Annotated in this window: 10 protein-coding genes; 9 read left to right on the forward strand and 1 reads right to left on the reverse strand. The window is 61.7% G+C overall.

The annotated features are described in order from the left end of the window. Positions 1 to 38: 38 nt before the first annotated feature. The 4 genes from A39O_RS0111165 to A39O_RS33120 all read left to right on the forward strand — a co-directional run bounded on the left by A39O_RS0111165 (position 39) and on the right by A39O_RS33120 (position 7,230). Positions 39 to 1,142 carry a PilW family protein gene (locus A39O_RS0111165; protein WP_157639972.1) on the forward strand — a complete coding sequence of 368 codons (1,104 nt, stop codon included), beginning with the start codon at positions 39 to 41 and terminating at the stop codon, positions 1,140 to 1,142. Beyond that, positions 1,139 to 1,651 (forward strand): pilus assembly PilX family protein, encoded by a 513-nt coding sequence (locus tag A39O_RS0111170; RefSeq protein ID WP_245561872.1) that lies wholly within the window; start codon positions 1,139 to 1,141, stop codon positions 1,649 to 1,651. The genes A39O_RS0111165 and A39O_RS0111170 overlap by 4 nt, the downstream gene beginning before the upstream one ends. Before the next feature lie 41 nt (positions 1,652 to 1,692). Beyond that, a complete protein-coding gene (locus A39O_RS36505; RefSeq protein ID WP_157639974.1) occupies positions 1,693 to 6,474 on the forward strand; it encodes a pilus assembly protein in 4,782 nt (1,593 codons plus the stop codon). 279 nt (positions 6,475 to 6,753) lie between these two features. Further along, positions 6,754 to 7,230 (forward strand): type IV pilin protein, encoded by a 477-nt coding sequence (locus A39O_RS33120; protein WP_020504744.1) that lies wholly within the window; start codon positions 6,754 to 6,756, stop codon positions 7,228 to 7,230. Positions 7,231 to 7,510: 280 nt separating this feature from the next. On the opposite strand, the gene A39O_RS0111190 is transcribed toward A39O_RS33120, so the two are convergent. Then, positions 7,511 to 8,719 carry a lytic murein transglycosylase gene (locus A39O_RS0111190; RefSeq protein WP_020504746.1) on the reverse strand — a complete coding sequence of 403 codons (1,209 nt, stop codon included), beginning with the start codon at positions 8,717 to 8,719 and terminating at the stop codon, positions 7,511 to 7,513. A 709-nt stretch (positions 8,720 to 9,428) separates the two neighbouring features. Between A39O_RS0111190 and A39O_RS36510 the strand changes: the two genes are divergently transcribed. The 5 genes from A39O_RS36510 (at position 9,429) to A39O_RS0111215 (ending at position 17,010) form a co-directional block, all read left to right on the forward strand. Further along, positions 9,429 to 9,974 carry a GspH/FimT family pseudopilin gene (locus A39O_RS36510; RefSeq protein WP_245561874.1) on the forward strand — a complete coding sequence of 182 codons (546 nt, stop codon included), beginning with the start codon at positions 9,429 to 9,431 and terminating at the stop codon, positions 9,972 to 9,974. Continuing rightward, positions 9,971 to 10,561 carry a prepilin-type N-terminal cleavage/methylation domain-containing protein gene (locus tag A39O_RS33130; RefSeq protein WP_020504748.1) on the forward strand — a complete coding sequence of 197 codons (591 nt, stop codon included), beginning with the start codon at positions 9,971 to 9,973 and terminating at the stop codon, positions 10,559 to 10,561. The genes A39O_RS36510 and A39O_RS33130 overlap by 4 nt, the downstream gene beginning before the upstream one ends. Beyond that, complete coding sequence (locus tag A39O_RS0111205; protein ID WP_020504749.1) at positions 10,558 to 11,736, forward strand: PilW family protein; 1,179 nt, start codon at positions 10,558 to 10,560, stop codon at positions 11,734 to 11,736. Before A39O_RS33130 ends, A39O_RS0111205 begins: the two co-directional genes overlap by 4 nt. After that, positions 11,733 to 12,257: a pilus assembly PilX family protein gene (locus A39O_RS0111210; RefSeq protein WP_245561875.1), complete on the forward strand. Its 525-nt coding sequence runs from the start codon at positions 11,733 to 11,735 to the stop codon at positions 12,255 to 12,257. Before A39O_RS0111205 ends, A39O_RS0111210 begins: the two co-directional genes overlap by 4 nt. A gap of 184 nt (positions 12,258 to 12,441) precedes the next feature. Next, the gene (locus A39O_RS0111215) at positions 12,442 to 17,010 is read left to right on the forward strand and encodes a pilus assembly protein (RefSeq protein WP_026199321.1); all 4,569 of its coding nucleotides are present in this window, start codon (positions 12,442 to 12,444) and stop codon (positions 17,008 to 17,010) included. Positions 17,011 to 17,441: the final 431 nt, after the last annotated feature.

Below are 17,441 nucleotides of genomic sequence, written 5' to 3' on the forward strand. Positions count from 1 at the left end.
TCCGGCAGCGCCTGGGCCGGGTGGCGACCGGATTCTCTTTGACCGAAATTCTGATTGCCCTCGTGCTCGGTCTTGTGATCATTGCCGCCCTCAGCCAACTCTACACCGGCACCAAGCGGACCTATGGCCTGAGCGACGCCATTACCCGGATCAACGAGAATGGCCGTTTTGCCGTGGACTTCATCACCGCCGACGTGCGCATGGCCGGCTATCTGTCCTGCGGAGGCTCATCCGCACGCATCGCCAATACCATCAATGGCGGCGGGAAATGGTTTTTCCAGACCGGAGGCCTCGAAGGTTACGAAGGCGGTGTTGATACCCCCGCATTCGCGGATGACGACGAAACCAATATCGATGAGAAAGGCGCCCCGGTCCCAGCCGATTTGCAGAACATCCTGCCGGGTACGGATATCCTCGTGATCAGGCGGGCGACCTTGGACCTGGGACAGCAGGTGCTTCAGGACGACACCGCAACCCACGGCATCACGCTCGATGCGAACCATGGGTTCATGCCCGGTGAAATCCTGGTCATCTCCAACCCCAGTTGCACTCAGGCTTCCCTGTTCCAGGTGACCGGGACCTTGGCGATCGACCCCGACACCGGCACCGGCGGCATCAAGTATGGCGCGATCGCGAGCGATGAGAACCCGCCGGATCCCGGAAACTGTACCGACCGTCTATTCGGCTCGTTCGATTGCAACAGTCTTGTTTACGCCGAGAGCGACGCCTTTCGATCCGAGTCCATGGTGACTCCCTTTATTGCCCACGCCTATTACGTTGCCAATACCAACCCTCCAGCGCTCGCACGCAAACGTCTGATCCAGATCAATCGGCAAGCGAAAATTCTCTCAGAGGAACTGATCCAGGACGTCGAGGATTTCCAGATACTCTATGGTTTTGATACGGTGGCGGACAGTAACCATCAGGTCGATGCCTACTTGACAGCAGATCAGGTCACCGACTGGCGCCGGGTGATCAGTGTCCATTTTGCACTCCTGATGCGCTCAAGCGAGGAGCATGTGCGCACCGCGGATGCGAGTCCGAACTTTATCTTGCCGGGAAAAACCGTCACCTTGGCCGGGGATCGCCGTTTGCACCGCAGCTTCGGCAGCCTGGTGGCCGTGCGGAATCAATTGCCATGACCGCTATGGCTCCGCGGGCAACCGGCGGACCGCGACCCAACCGCGGCGCAACCCTGATCATCGGTATGATCCTGCTGCTCCTCATGAGTGTCGTCGGTCTGACCGCGCTCAAGGCAATCCGCACCGATGAGCGAATCTCCGCCAATCTGCAGGATAAGTATTTGGCTTTCCAAGCCGCCGAAGCCGCGCTGCGGGAGGCTGAGCACGCGCTGTCACAGCCCAACCTTCCGGCTTTCTATCGCTTCGATCAGGAAGGCATTCCCAGCCCCTATGAGTTCACCAGCGAAAATGCCCATGAGTACACCCGCGATCTGACCGGCACGGCGCATGTTGCACAGCAGCCACTCTACATCCTCGAACAAATGGAGGGCGGCGTAGAGCAGGGTTCGAGCCTGCTCATCGGGGTCAAGTACGGGCGGGAGTGGCGGGCGGCCTATCGGATCACCGCCATCGGTTTCGGGGGCTCGGCGACCACCCGCGTCGTCCTCCAAACAACCTATCGACGTTAAGCGATGTGATGGCCACACGCCGGCCAAGCGGAGCACGAGACATGAACCAACAACTCCACCATATGCTATGTGGACTTATCGTCATCACTGCCGGCGTCGCCTGGGGGGCTCCCAGCGATCTTGCCCAGACCCCGCTCAGCGTGACCCAAACGGTCCGGCCGATGGTCCTGCTCGCCTTATCGAACGACCACCAACTCTACCGCAAGGCGTACAACGACTATTCCGATCTGGACGGCGATGGAGCAATCGACACCACGTATCAGAGCGGCTACGAGTATTACGGCTATTTCGACCCTAAGAAATGCTACGTGTACAGTGTCGCAGGCTACTTTGAACCGACCGGAAAGGCCACCCCCGGCCATCGCTGCAATCCTGGGATCTCCGGTCAAGACAGCGGCACCTGGAGCGGTAACCTGCTGAATTGGGCAACGATGACACGGATGGACATCCTGCGCCGGGTGCTCTACGGCGGCTACCGCTCCATCGACGACCCGGCGCAGACGATCCTGGAGCGCGTGCTGCTGCCGACCGATTCGCATGCCTTCGCGAAGGTCTTTACCCCCCCCGGCGGCACCACCGAAATGGGGCGGCACACACCCACCAACGACTATGGGACCATCACCTTCTGTAACGTCACCTGGGCTAGCGACGGAGAGAGCCAATCACTGAATACGAGCACGTACCCGCCGCTGATCCGCGTCGCCAAAGGGAACTGGCCCATGTGGGCTTCCGGTGAAGTGACCGAGTGTGCTTGGCGCGAGGCCAAGAGTGCCGACACGACCGCGCCTTGGGAAAGCAACAATAGTGGCGTTAGCCCCGTACGCGTTGGATCCAAAATCTATCAACTGAATGCCCGCGTCGCGGTCTGTGTTTCCGGGTGGCTGGAGGACAACTGCCGGGACTATAAGGACGACATCAGCGTCGTCCATAACAAACCGACCGGTCTGCTCCAGAAATACGGTGAAAACGGCTCATTGCGCTTCGGGCTGATGAGCGGAAGCTACAACAAGAATTTGTCCGGGGGCGTCTTGCGCCGCAAGATCGGACTGATCGCAGGCAATACGGCAGCGAATGCCGCGTTCGATGAAATCAACCTGAAAACGGGGCAGTTCATCAACAACGGAATTATCGGCACCATCAATGCATTCCGGATCAACAAATATAGCTTTTCAGGCCGCAAGTACTCGGATTGCAATACGTACGGTATCCCGCTGTGCACGCTCAAGCCCAATGAGTATTGTTTAAAGAACGGTGTTTGCACGAACTGGGGCAACCCGGTCTCGGAAATATTCTTCGAGTCGCTGCGCTACCTCGCCGGTAAGCGTGAACCGTACGCCCCCTACAACGCCGATGACCACAGCTACTTCGGTACGCTGACCCCAAACACCTGGGACGACCCCATGCCCGTGACCGAATGGTGTGCCAAGAGCAACATCATCTTCCTGTCCACCGGGGTGAACTCATTCGACCGCGATGAGTTCTCAAGCGACTTTGCCGATCTCAACCTGACCACCGGCACCAACCTGGTCGGCGCTCAGGAGGATATCGGCACCAACCTGATCGTCGGCGGCAGCACCACCGGGCAATGCACGGCCAAGGCGGTCAATGGGTTAGCCAATGCTCAAGGCATCTGCCCCGAAGGGCCGACCCTGGACGGCGGCTACCAAGTGGCGGCAGTCGCGCACTTCGCCCACACCACCGGCCTGCGCCGTGTGAAAGATCAGCAACAAAAGGTCAACACCCAAACGGTTGCCTTGGCCCGCGACCTGCCACGCTTCAATATCCCGGTCGGCAACAACACCGTGACCTTGCTGCCGCACATGGAAGCCAGCAAGGACAGCGCCGCGGTCCAGAGCACGGCCGGCTGGCGCGCCGGAACGCTCCAGGATCTGATCGTGGAAAACCTGACCAAGGACCAGTCGGGTCGACTCGTCAGCGCCAGCCTGCGGGTCATCTGGGAGGACTCCACTTGGGGCAACGACTACGATATGGACGGCGTCGAGCGTATCCAGTTCTGCGTCGGCCCGACGGCCTGCACGCAGATATGCAACGCCTGCAGCATTCCCTGCAACGCGACCTGTAACAGTTCCTGCACCACCACCTGCGAGACAAAATACCAAACATGTCTGAATGACTGCGGTGACCCCAGTTGCAGTACCAAATGCCTCAACACGCGCACGACCTGCAACGCGGCTTGCCCCACGACCTGCACGACGACCTGCGCCAACACCTGCGCGAGTGAATGCAACACCACCGTCGCCGAGAATGAACTCAAGATCACGACGTCCGTTCAGCAGGCGTCTGCCGGCAATGCACTGTTATTCGGCTATACCGTCGCCGGAACCGTCAGCGGCAGCACCCCGACAAACACGAAATGTGATGGAGTCTACCATGGCGACGGCGTCTATCGGGAGGTCGTTCGTACCGGCGGCAAGAACTTCAGCATGCTGACAGACCCGCAGGATACGCCGTCCAACAAGCCGATCGACTGCGTCCGGAAATTTCAGGCCGGCACCAACACCGCCCGACTCCTGGAGCATCCGCTGTGGTATGGCGCCAAGTACGGCGGCTTCATCGACGCCAATGGTAATGCGCTCCCGGACGCCAAGTCCGAGTGGGACGCCAATAGCGACGGTGTTCCGGACCGCTTTTTCTTTGCCGACAACCCGGCGCAACTGGGTAAATCACTGGAGAACTTCCTAGAGATCATCGCCACCGTCTCCTCTTCCGCCGCGGTCGTCGCCAACTCGGTGACCCTGCAAGAGAATACCTTCATCTTTCAGGGCCGCTACGATAGTGCGGACTGGTCTGGTGATTTGGTCGCCTTCCCGGTCAATCTCGTTGATGGGTCGCTGTCCACGCTGGTCTGGAGTGGCCGGTCGAAGATCGACATCCAAGGCGCCGCCGGCAACCGCCGGATCATTACCACCAACGCGGATCGCGTCGCCAACGCGTCCGCCGCCATTGGCGTTCCTTTCGCGTGGGGCAATACCACCAGCGATGACGACGACGGGATTGCGGACAGCCAGAAGCGGGCCTTGAGTGGCAATTGTGTTGACTGTACCGCAGAGGAACTGACTCTCGGTGAGATCCGGCTTGACTACCTGAGAGGCGGTCGGACGCACGAGGCGGCCAATGGAGGGCTGCTCCGCACCCGTATCCATCTCATGGGAGACGTGGTGAACTCCAATCCGATCTATGTGGGAGAGCCCGCGGCCTTCTATCCGGACAATCTGGATGCAGCGCCTTACAGTGCCTTTGCCGCCGCGCAAGCAGCGCGCCAACATGTCATCTATGTCGGCGCCAACGACGGCATGTTACACGGCTTCAAAGCAGCCAACACGATCGCCGGAAGCGGTGATGCCGGTACCGAGGTCTTTGCCTATGTCCCGCGCGCCGTCTACCCGAAGCTCGCGGCCCTGACGGCATCTAATTACCGGGAGTATCACCAGGCGTACGTGGACAGTGGCGCCACGGCGGGAGATGCCTATTTGCCGGGGAAAGCGAGCTGGACCACCATCCTGGTCGGCGGTCTTGGCGCGGGTGGGCGCGGGGTCTATGCACTGGACATTACGCGCCCTGCCGAGTACCTGGTCAGCGAGGAGGAAGCGGCTGCGCAGGTCATGTGGGACATCACCGGCGACGATGTCGGCTTCACCCATCTCGGTTATACTTACGGCAAATCGGCAATCGTGCGCATGCCGGACGATACCTATGGGGGTCGCTGGACCGTGGTGTTCGGCAACGGCTATGAGAGCCCGGCCGGCAAGGCCGTGCTTTATGTGATCGACGCCGAGACCGGGACACTCAAAGCCGAGATCGTCGTCGATGATGGTCCGGACAACGGACTGTCCAGTGTCGCCCCGGTGGACTATAACGGAGATGCGCGCGTTGACTACATCTATGCCGGCGACCTCAAAGGCAATCTCTGGCGCTTCGAGCCAGGCGGCAACGCGGGGATGATCGTCTCCTTCGCCGGCGACCCACTCTTCAACGACGGGGTCAGCAGCGTCGAGGGCGCCGACCCGGTCACCACCGCGATCACGGTCCGTCCCGAGGTCGTCAGCCACCCCGTGCGCGGTGTCGTCGTCCTGTTCGGGACCGGTTCCTATTACCGCAAGGGCGACGGCGGCAACAGCGACCCCAAGAACGACCGCATCCCCCACCCGAGTATTATCAATGCTTTTTACGGGATATGGGACAGGCGCGACGGGACCAGCAATATCGAGCGCAGTCATCTGTTGAAGCAGCAGATTCTGGGAAAGGCCGTCGCGGGCACCTATGACGTGCGGGTAACCACCAACAACCCAATCAACTGGCATCTCGGCACGGGCAAGCCGACCACCAGCGACCCGCCCACCCACCTGGGTTGGTACCTGGAGCTTCGCCAACCATTGGACGGCGCCGGCGAGGGTGAGTTGCAGGTGACCAACCCGCAGGCGCGTAGCGGACGGATCATCTTCACCACGCTGATACCCGCCGACACCACCACCGAACTATGCGACTTTGGCGGCGACGGCTGGCTGATGGAGCTGAACGCACTGACTGGTGGACGGATGACCGAGGTGGTGTTCGACCTCAATGCGGATACCTACTTCAATGCCGCCGACCTGGTGACGGTGCGGGAGCAAGGAACTGATGTCAAGCGCGCACCTTCCGGCAAGAAATCGCTGGTCGGCATTATCCAGGAACCTGCCATCATCAGCGCCGGCACCAAGGAGTATAAGTATACAAGCGGCGCACGCGAGGCGGCGATTGAAGTGACACTCGAAAACCCCGGCGACCCGGAACGCGGCCGACGCGCGTGGATGCAACTGCAATGAGGCTTGATCATCATTACGGCCGGCCGGATGCGTCAGGCGGTCAGGTGCGGTGAGGAACGAACCACCGGCGGTTGGTGCGGTGCGTTCCTCACCGCACCGGCCTTGATCGTCGTTCCGATCGTAGGGTGGACAAGCGCTAGCGCAGTCCACCGAATCCCGCGCCGCCGCTGGTGGACTACGCTGCGCTTGTCCACCCTACGATACTGGAAGCCGCTTCTATGGCCGGACCGATGAGCTACACCCGTGTCATACTCCATGAACAGGTTCGGAGAAAAATCCATGTCACATCGCTCGCAACGAGCCTTCACCCTCGTCGAGTTACTGGTCGTCATCTCGATCATCGCCGTGCTGGCCATGATCGCCTATCCGAGCTATCAGAGCCAAATCCGTAAGATGCGGCGGACCGACGCGCAGCAGTCACTGCTGCAGGTTGCCCAGCAGTTGGAGCGCTGCTATAGCCGCTATCGCCGCTACAATCATGCCGACTGTCCACAGGTGTCGGACGAAGACTCCACTGCCATCAGCCCCACCTTTCACAATGACACGGCCTCAACAGACGACGACGGCTGGTCTATCGACGGTCATTATCTGCTCTCCGGCACGCTAACCGCCGAGGCGTTCACCCTAGTCGCAACCCCCCGTGACCGCCAGGCGGACGATACCGACTGCGCCAGATTACAGTACAATCACACGACGGCCCGTGCGGCATTCAATGCCGCAGCCACTCCTGAAAGCACAACCGATCTTTGCTGGTAGCCTCTTAGGAGCCGTTCACTAATAAGCTAAACAGTTTCATTAGGGAACACCTTTGGGATCTCGGCCTCGATCAAGATTCCGGCCACTTGGGCTCGCCGGGTGCGTAGTCAGGCCATCCTGGCCTGACACCGTCAGGGCTGGAAGCCCTGACTACGCATGCCGCCGGCCGGGATTACGATCGAGGCCGGCATCTCGGTCGTTGTCGTAATCGAGGTGATGATCGAAACCTCATGCCCAAGTTGCATCGCTTCTCAGATTACGACAACGACACGGCATTCGTTCAGGGTTCGACTGCCTGCGCAGGAACGGGAATGCCCGCTACCAGCCCCGCGGTCGGCCAACCATCCGCCGGCAGCCCCCGCCGCAACTGCTCCCGACGCACCGCCGCGCGGGTCTTGGCGCCAAGGATGCCGTCCGCGGCACCGACCGCATAGCCAAGCGCCAGGAACTTTTCCTGCAACCGCTTGAGTTCATCAATCGATAGACCGGGGTCTGGAGTCCCGCGCCGGGCCGCAGGCGCCCCGGCCAATCGGCCGGCGAAATAGGCGGCTGTTGTCGCGTAAACCATCGATTGGTTCCACCGCTGAAAGCACGCGAAGTTCGGGTAGGCAAGAAAGGCTGGACCCTTGTGCCCCATGGGCAGCAGCAAACCGGCGGGGAGTTCGTCGCCAACCAGGTCCGCTCCAGCTACCCCACGCACCCCCCAGGCAGCCCATTGCCGCCGGGGCCATGCGTCGGCGGAGGCGATCTGCTCCCAGGGCAACGCCTCGGGGAGGCTGACCTCCTCCAGCCAGGGCTCACCGGCGCGCCAACCCAACTGCTGGAGAAACCGCGCGGCGGTCAGGATCACATCCGGCGCACTGGTTTTCAAATCCACCCGGCCGTCGCCATCCCCGTCGGTTCCGTAGGCCAGATAGTCCGCCGGCAGCAACTGGAGCTGACCCAGTTCCCCGGCCCAGGCACCGGTGAGGGCCTCCGGCCGCACATAACCCAGATCAACCAACCGCAACGCGGCGAGCAACTGAGGGCGAAACAGGTCCGGGCGCCGGCAGTCATGCGCCAGGGTGGACAGGGCATCGAGCGTGCTGAACCTGCCCTGCACCGCACCATAGTCCGACTCCAGCCCCCAGAAGGCGGCAATCGCCGGTGCCGGCACACCGAAACGCTGCTGCGCCTCGGCGAAGGACTCCGCGAAGCGCTCCAACTGCGCCTTACCGGACTTCAAGCGAAAGGCATTCACCATCCGCCCGGAGAAAGTCTGCCAATCCTGGCTGAAAACCTGCTGTGACTGGTCGCGGGTCAACACCTGCTCACTGCGCCGCACCCCGGCGAGCAGGGCGACCGCGGACGGGCCGACTCCAGCAGTCTGCGCCTGCACCCGCACGCCTTGCAGCCAGTCACCGAAGTCGCCGCCGCACTCCGCGCGCCCCGCCGGAGCGATACCCGCGGTGCTCCAGAGCAACACCAGACCAAGACACCACACCTTCATGCGATCCTCCGCGTCGCGCGGCCCACGCCGGCCCTAATGATAAGGTCATAGCGCCTTGGCAACCGGAGGCCTCGATCAAGATTCCGGCCACTTGGGCTCGTCGGGTGCGTAGTCAGGCCATCCTGGCCTGATACCGTCAGGGCTCAAGTGCGTAGTCAGACCATCCTGGCCTGATACCGTCAGGGCTCGGGTGCGTAGTCAGGCCATCCTGGCCTGACACCGTCAGGGCTGGAAGCCCTGACTACGCACGCCGCTGGCCGGGATTAAGATCAAGGCCCGTTTGCCCGACGTGCCCGAGCAAACCCTCGTTTAAAAAGCAATATTCTTGCCAAGCTTTCAAGACTTTACCAGAGTGGCCGACTAGGGATTGCAAATCAATTCGCAATTTGCGCAATTGCCAATTTACGCCTGAGGGGCGCCTGAATCGCCCGACCCGTGCCGGGATTGAGGAACCGACGGAGCACACCACCGCCGGCGCCGTCCTGTCGCAGAAAGAAAGCATACGCGACATAGGGTTACTGCCATCCCTTGGTGGTACCGACCGCGCCGGAACGGCGCGTGTGTCGCGCTTCTTGAATGGCACGGTTTCTGCATTAGTCACATTAACGCAACGCACCCTGCCTGACTCGCATCCCGACTGAGCCGGCCCGATCCCCGCGCGATCACGATCAAGTTCACGAATCACACGCACAGCCTCTACGAGAATACGATGAAAACATTAAAGAAGATGCACGGCGTCACCCTGGTGGAACTGATGATCACGGTCAGCACCGCCGCCTTGGCCTTGGGTCTCGGCATACCGGCTTTCGGTGGTATCCAGACCAGTATGCAGCGCGGCCAGGCCGTCTCCGAGATGGTCTCGTCCTTCACGCTCGCCCGCAGCGAGGCCGCCCGCCGCGGCGTTTCCGTGTCGATTTGTGCGTCGACCGACGGGCAAACCTGCACCGCGGGCGACCTGCCGAACTGGCGCAACGGCTGGATCGTGTTCACCGACGCCGACGAAGATCACGTGGCCGACACCGGCACCGATGAGATCATCCATGTCGCCCGCTTCGAGCAGACCGCGTTCTCGATCGTTCCCCCGTCCGCCACCAGCGCCACCGAGTCGCGGCCGGATGGCGTCACCTTCCGCGGCACCGGCTACCCGGACGTGGCCGGCACCTTCAATTATTGTGACAGCGGTGCATCCCGCGGCCTGGACTTGAACTATCTTGGACGTATCAACATCAACGAGAGTGACTCGGGCTGCTCATGATCGTCCGCGCTCGCCGCCACGGGGGCTCTGCCATTCAATGTCGCGGGTCGCGGGCTGACCCGCGCGGCTTCACCTTGGTCGAGGTCCTGGTCACCGTGGTGGTCACGCTCGTGGCGTTCGCCGGCCTGGCGACGGCCCAAGTGCTAGCGCTGCGGGCCGCGGGCAGCACCTTGACGCGCTCCCAGGCCACCGCCCTCGCCTACGACATCGTGGATCGGATGCGCGTGAATCGGGGTGAGAACGGACTTCTGGTCACGGCGCTCGGCGGCGGCTACGACGACGCAACACTCTGTAATACCTCCACTCGGGATACGAACGATCAGCGCCCGTGCCAATTCGGCACCCTCCTGGCGTTCGATGACGACGATCGGGTCACCCTGGACCTGCTCGCCTGGTGGCAGGCCATCGACTCCGCCAAGCTCCCCGATTGGTACGCAGGGATCAAGCGGACCGACGACCGCTTCCTGGTCGCGGTACAATGGAATGACTCCCGTGCCGAAAACGCGTCCGCACCCCAACGCAACTCCTGCCTTGGCCCGGCGATCTCAGGCGCCATTCAGGAAGTCTGTGTGATGACCCAGCTATGAGGATCGAGCAGCCCCAACGCGGGTTCCGCCAGGGTCCGGCAGCGCCGGCCCCCGGTAGCGCTGTGCGCGGCTTCAGCTTGATCGAGATCATGATCTCACTCACCCTCGGCTTGGTCGTGATTGCCGCCTTGGGCCAACTCTACGCCGGTACCAGGCAGGCCACTGTCCTGAGCGATACCATGGCCCGACTCGACGAACATGGGCGCTTCGCGGTGGATTTTATCGCCACCGATCTGCGCATGGCCGGGTATCTCTCCTGCGGCGGCCCGACCGCGTCCCTGGGTAACGCCGTCAAGGGTGGCCAGGCCGGCGGCAGTTGGCTGTTGCGGACCGGCGGAATCGAAGGCTATGACGGCGACGCCACCGCAACCAAAGCCCCGCCGTCCGACTTCACCGGTCAGTTCCAACCCGGCACCGACATCCTGATCGTGCGGCGCGCCGCCATCGATGTTGAACGGAGCGTGATCAAAGACAATGCGACCGCGGCGAAGATGCAGCTTGGGCTCAAACACGGGTTTGAGGTCGGCGAAGTGCTGGTGGCATCCAATTCTGCCTGCACCCAAACGTCCGTGTTTCAGGTAACCGGTCTTACTACTGAGACGAAGCCGGGCGGTACGGCCAATTTCGACACGATCCTGCATGACACATCCGCGTTGGAGCCAGGCAACTGCACCGATCGCTTGTTCGGCAGTTTCGACTGCAACAGCCCTGGCGACGCTCAGACCGGCAGCTTCCGCCCCGGTTCGGTGGTCAGCCGCTTTGCCGTCCATGCCTATTATGTGACCGCTGGCGCTTCACCAGCATTGACACGCAAGAGCCTGGGACTTGTCGATGGGCAGGCCGACGTGATCACTGAAACACTGATCCGCGACGTGGAAGACTTCCAGGTCCTGTACGGCCGTGACACCGTGAAGAACTCCAGCCTGTCGGTAGACGACTATGTGACCGCCGACCGGGTGACCGACTGGGAGCAAGTTGTCAGCGTGCGCTTCCTGCTATTGCTGCGCTCGCAGGAGCCGAACATCCGCACCCAAGCGGCCAGTCTGACCTACGAGAAGCTCGTCAACGCCGAAATCCCGGCCAGTGGGCGCATCAGCACCGCACCCACGGACCGCCGCTTACGGCGCGTCGTCGGCAGCGTGGTTGCCTTGCGCAACAGCAAGTATGTGCCGTGAGCACTCAGCCGCACCTCATGCCCCTGATGGCCGGGCGCCGCAGCCGCGGCAGCACCCTGATCGTCGGGATGTTTCTGCTGCTGCTGATGAGCGTGGTGAGCCTGACCGTACTCAAGGCCATCAAGACCGATGAGCGCATGGCCGGCAACCTGCAAGACCGCAACCTGGCCTTCCAGGCGGCCGAATCGGCGTTGCGGGAGGCCGAGGAATTGCTGGTGCAGCCCTCGCTGCCGAGTTTCGTTGGCAGCAACGGGCTTTACCGCTTCGACGACGCGAAGGTACCGGCCGCGTTCAACCTCGACAGCACCAATGCCCGCATCTATGGGCATGATCTGATCGGGATCGCGCTGCGCCCGCGCTACATCATTGAGATGATGGAGGCGGGGGTAGAGCCGGGTAACAGCCTGCTCATCGGGGTCAATAACGTCAGCGAGAAGCGCGCGACCTTTCGCATCACCGCGTTGGGGTTTGGCGGCTCGGCGACCACCCGCGTGGTATTACAGAGTACCTATCGGCGTTGAGCCGGCCGCCGAACCAGCAGATCCCGATTTGGGCGACCGCAGCCGGCAACGGCCTGTCCGCAACTGGAGGTCGAGGCTTTAGCCGGTGGCGATTCCCGAGATTTGGAACTGCCGTCACCCGGTCAGCGGGTTTGACTTACGTGCATTGCAGTGGAGTCAGGAACGTTCCAGCGAGGACCAGAACATGAAGCACCCATCACTCAGCTCCCTCATCGGCTTGCTCGCCGCCGCCGTCATGGCGACCGCCGCGGCCGTCAGCGACATCGCCACAACCCCGCTGACCGTCACCCAGTCGGTCAAGCCGCGCGTCCTGTTCGTACTCTCCAACGATCACGCGCTCTATTACAAGGCCTATACCGACTGGAATGACCTGACCGGCGACGGTATTCCGGATACCAGCTATGTGCCTGATTTCGCATATTACGGGTACTTTGATTCCACGAAATGCTACAGCTACGTCACCACCGACGGCGGGCGATTCGAACCACAAGCGACGGCCCCCAACCCGAATACGCCGTATTGCGATGAGGTGGCCGGGGAATGGAGCGGCAATTTTCTCAACTGGGCGACCATGTCGCGCATGGACATCGTGCGCAAGGTGCTTTATGGTGGCCACCGTTCCACCGACACCGCTACGACGACCGTCTTGGAACGCGCCTACATTCCGAGTGACGCCCACAGCTTCGCCAAGTATTATGAAGGAACGGATAGCGCAAAACTCACCCCCTTCAATACGCCAAAGCTGACGCTGTGCAACACCACCTACGCCGACTCCGGGGAATCTCAAGACATTACGACTCCACCGCAAATCCGTGTCGCCAAGGGCGATTTTCGTTACTGGGCCGCGAACGAGCGCTGGCAGTGCACCTGGGACAACGAGCAAGGCTCCAACTCCAGCGGAGACAACACCACCGGATCGAAAACCACCGATCCGAACAAAAGCAACGACGGGCTGGGCGAAAAGAACTATAGCGCGCGGGTCCAGGTCTGTGTCGCGGGAAAGATCGGGGCGGAAGAGTGCAAACGCTACCCCGACAGTCATTACAAACCGGTGGGGCTCCTGCACACCTATGGCGAGGATGATAAGCTTCTGTTCGGCCTGCTGACCGGAAGTTATGCCAAGAATAAATCGGGCGGCGTGCTGCGCAAGAACGTCTCCGCCTTCAGCAACGAGGTCAATACCAAAACCGACGGCACTTTCACCGGAGCGGCGGGAATCGTCGCGACCCTTGATCGCCTGCGCATCGCTCGCTATCAATACGGCAGTGGTCAAGGGTATTACAACGAGACCGACTCTTGCCCCTGGGCCTTATCCCTCTTCGACGAAGGCAAGTGCAGCAACTGGGGTAACCCGTTGAGCGAAATGTATCTGGAATCGCTGCGCTACATGGCCGGACTGACAGCCACCTCAGAGTTCAGCGCGACCGATGATACGTACATCACGGGGCTGACCAAAGCGGACTGGACTGACCCCTTGAACGACGAGAATGACCCCTTGGAGGACAAACACTGGTGCGCTCACTGCGACATTATCGTGCTGAACGCCAGCGAGTCGTCCTACGATAACGACCGCATGAATTCAAGCGGCTTGAACGGATCTCCAAGCGCCGCCGATAAAACCGACGCGGTCGGGGACAGCGAGGGGATCAGCGGCCATAACTTCTTCGTGGGGGAGAACGGCACGGACAATAATCAGTTGTGTACCGGAAAACAGGTCTCCGCGCTAGGCGACGTCCGTGGCGCCTGCCCCGGCGCGCCGCGTCTCTCAGGCACCTATTACGCCGCCGGCCTGGCACATTGGGCGCACACCAACGATATCCGTTCCTTGACCGGTGAGCAAACGGTGACCACCCGCGCCGTTACCCTGTCGCCCGCCGCGCCTAAGCTGGTCATCCCGGTTCCCGGGGGCGAGCGCACCGTCTCCATTCTGCCCGCCTGCCGCAACCTCACCCCCAATCCGGACGGCAACTGCGCCATCGTCGACTTCAAGATCATCGATCAGGACATCGCGGCTGGTACCGGCGAGGTCTACGTCAACTGGGAGGACAGCGAACAAGGGGGTGACTATGACCAGGATATGAAAGGCACCCTGAGCTATGCCATCACCGGCAATACCGTGACGGTGACGACCAAGGTCGACCGGAAATCGACTGATCATAAGCTGGGATTCGGTTATGTCATCGGCGGCACCACCCAAGACGGGTTTCACGTACACACCGGGGTCAACAATTTTAAGTACACGGATCCGAACGGCGTCACCGGCTGCACGATCTGCGATGTGTGCTCAAACGGAGTTTCCGAGAAGCTCCCGTGCCCAACCGAGCCGAAGGCGTGCTCGAATTGCAATGTGACGCTGGCCGCAACCAGCGTAACCTATACCCTCGGCGACTCGACCGCCAGCTTACTGGAAGAACCCATGTGGTACGCCGCCAAGTACGGCAGCTTCATCGACGGCAACAAGAACAAATTCCCGGATCAGGATCAGCCGGCCGAGTGGGATGCCGATGGGGACAAACGCCCGGACGGATTCTTCTTCGCCAGCAACCCGACCGAACTAGGCCCGTCGCTCGCGCGCTTCCTCGACATCATCTCCACCACCTCATCCTCCGCCTCGGTCGCGGCCAATTCGGTGACGCTCAATACCGACACCCGCATCTATCAGGCACGCTACGACACCGATAACTGGACCGGAGACCTGATCGCTTTCCCGATCAAGCCCGACGGCACACTCGACGATGCCGCCTGGCACGCCCAGGACCAGGTTGGTCTTCAGGCCAAAGCCGGCACCCGCCGCATTCTCACCACCAACGAAGCAAGCCGCACTGGCGTGCCCTTCCGGTGGGGTGATGAGGAGAGCACCAACGCTGACGGCATCGCCGCCGCCCAGAAAGCCAATCTGAACCGGACCTGTCCAACCTGCACCGCGGACACCGCGGGCGAGCAGCGGCTCAACTATCTGCGCGGCAGCCGAACGGACGAACTCAGCCAGCCGAAAGGCACACTGCGCACGCGCGATGCCCTGCTGGGGGATATCGTCAACTCGGAGCCGGTATACGTCGGCCCGCCCGCCGCCTTTTTCCCGAACGACCTCGAGACCGAGAGCTACCAGGATTTTGCCAACACGCAGGTCGGGCGCGCCCATGTGCTCTATGTCGGCGCGAACGACGGGATGCTGCATGCCTTCAAGGCCGACACCGGCGCGGAACTGTTCGCCTACGTACCGCGTGCCCTCTACCCGAAATTGAGCGTGCTCACCACGCTCGCTTACCAGACAAATCACCAATTTTATGTCGACCTCGGACCCACGGTCACTGACGCCTATCTGGGCGCCAGTAAGCAATGGCGCAGCATCCTGGTCGCCGGACTCGGCGCCGGCGGGGCCGGCATGTTCGCGATCGATGTGACCGATCCCGCGGAATTCCAGGGCAGCGAGGCCGATGCACGCCGCCAAGTGCTCTGGGACATCGTCGGCGGGGATACGGGCTTCGAAGATCTGGGCTACACCTTCAGCAAGCCGGCCGTCGTGCGGCTGCCCGACAACAACTACAACGGAGTCTGGGCCGCGGCCTTTGGCAATGGCTACGAAAGTGCCGAGGGGATAGCCGCACTCTATCTCGTAAACGCCGCGACCGGTGAACTACTGGAAGAGGTCGTTGCTGACGCCGGCCCGGGGAACGGACTCTCCAGCGTCGCCCCGATCGATCATGACGGTGATGCACGAGTGGACTACATCTACGCGGGTGATCTGAAAGGACATCTGTGGCGTTTCGAGCCCAACGCGGCCGGCGGCTGGGAGGTTTCATTCGGCGGACGCGCGCTGTTCAAGAACGGAAATGGGGAAAGCGGGACACCCGTAACGGTGTCTGAAAGGGTATGCAAGACCGAGTGCACCGGTGGTTACTACACGGCCGGCAAGAAGAAAGGGCAATGCAAGAAGTGGGAGGAGGTCTGCCGCTCGGAAGATGTGACTCAAACCGTGGCTGGCGGCGATGACCAACCCATCACGGTCCGCCCGGAAGTCGTCCGCCACCCGCTCGGCGGTGTCATGGTTCTGTTCGGCACCGGCTCCTATTACCGGACCACGGATCGCATCCCCAACACCGACCAGGCGAAGATCAATGCCTTCTACGGCGTCTGGGATCGCTTCGACGAGACCAGCGATATCCGCACCGAGCACCTGTTGGAGCAGAAAATCGTCAAAGAGCAGGCCCTCGGGGACTTCGACATCCGCGTGACGACCTCCAACGAGATCGTCTGGCACAAGACCGACGACAAACCCGAGGGCACTCCGCCAAGCACTCACCTCGGCTGGTATCTCAGACTCGTGCACCCGGACGAGGGCGCGCTCGGCGAGATTCAGGTCACCGAGCCGCGGGCGCGCGGCGGCCGCATCATTTTCACGACCATGATCCCCTCCGACGTGGTCTGCGACTTCGGCGGCGAGGGTTGGCTGATGGAACTCAATCTCCTGGACGGCAAACAAGTCAGTGAGGTGCTGTTCGATCTCAACGGCGACGGGGTCTTCAACGTGCTCGATCTGGCGCCCATCCAACAAAAGGACGGACAGACGGTCCTGATCACCCCCTCCGGCAAGAAGTCCAAGGTCGGGCCGATTCAAGAGCCGGCGATCATTGCCGCCGGGACCCGCGAATATAAGTTCGCAAGCGGGGCCAAGGACGCCGGTGTCGAAGTCACCACCGAGAACCCGGTCGACCTGAAAGGCGGACGGCGCTCCTGGCTGCAGGTACATTGACCCCCACCGCCGGCCGGACGTCGGTCCGACCGGCGGCCCCATGAATATCACCCGCCATCGGATCGGATGTAGGTGCGAATTCAGTCGCACCTACATTCACCGATATCCAAATTGTTTCTCGTTCCCACGCTCCGGCGTGGGAATGCCGTCCGGCCGCTCCAGCGGCCGGTGGTGCCATACGCGACGGCGCGACTTACTATTACGCTGAAGCGTGGGAGCGTCTTGGCGACTCGGACCGCGCCGTCGGTGTCGACGACCAAGGGCAGGGGTTCGGACGTGAGTACCATGGACATCGGGGCGCCTCCGAAGCGGTTAGGGCAAGTCACCGGAAAGCCTGGGGTGGGTCAGGATCGCCGCTTGGCTGCCGGAATCTTGGCAGGTTCATGCTTGTCACCCCCGCCTTCGCCGTGTCTAATCGACCCCTAGCGACA

Origin of the sequence: Lamprocystis purpurea DSM 4197 (genome assembly GCF_000379525.1) — a bacterium.
Taxonomy (GTDB): domain Bacteria; phylum Pseudomonadota; class Gammaproteobacteria; order Chromatiales; family Chromatiaceae; genus Thiodictyon; species Thiodictyon purpureum.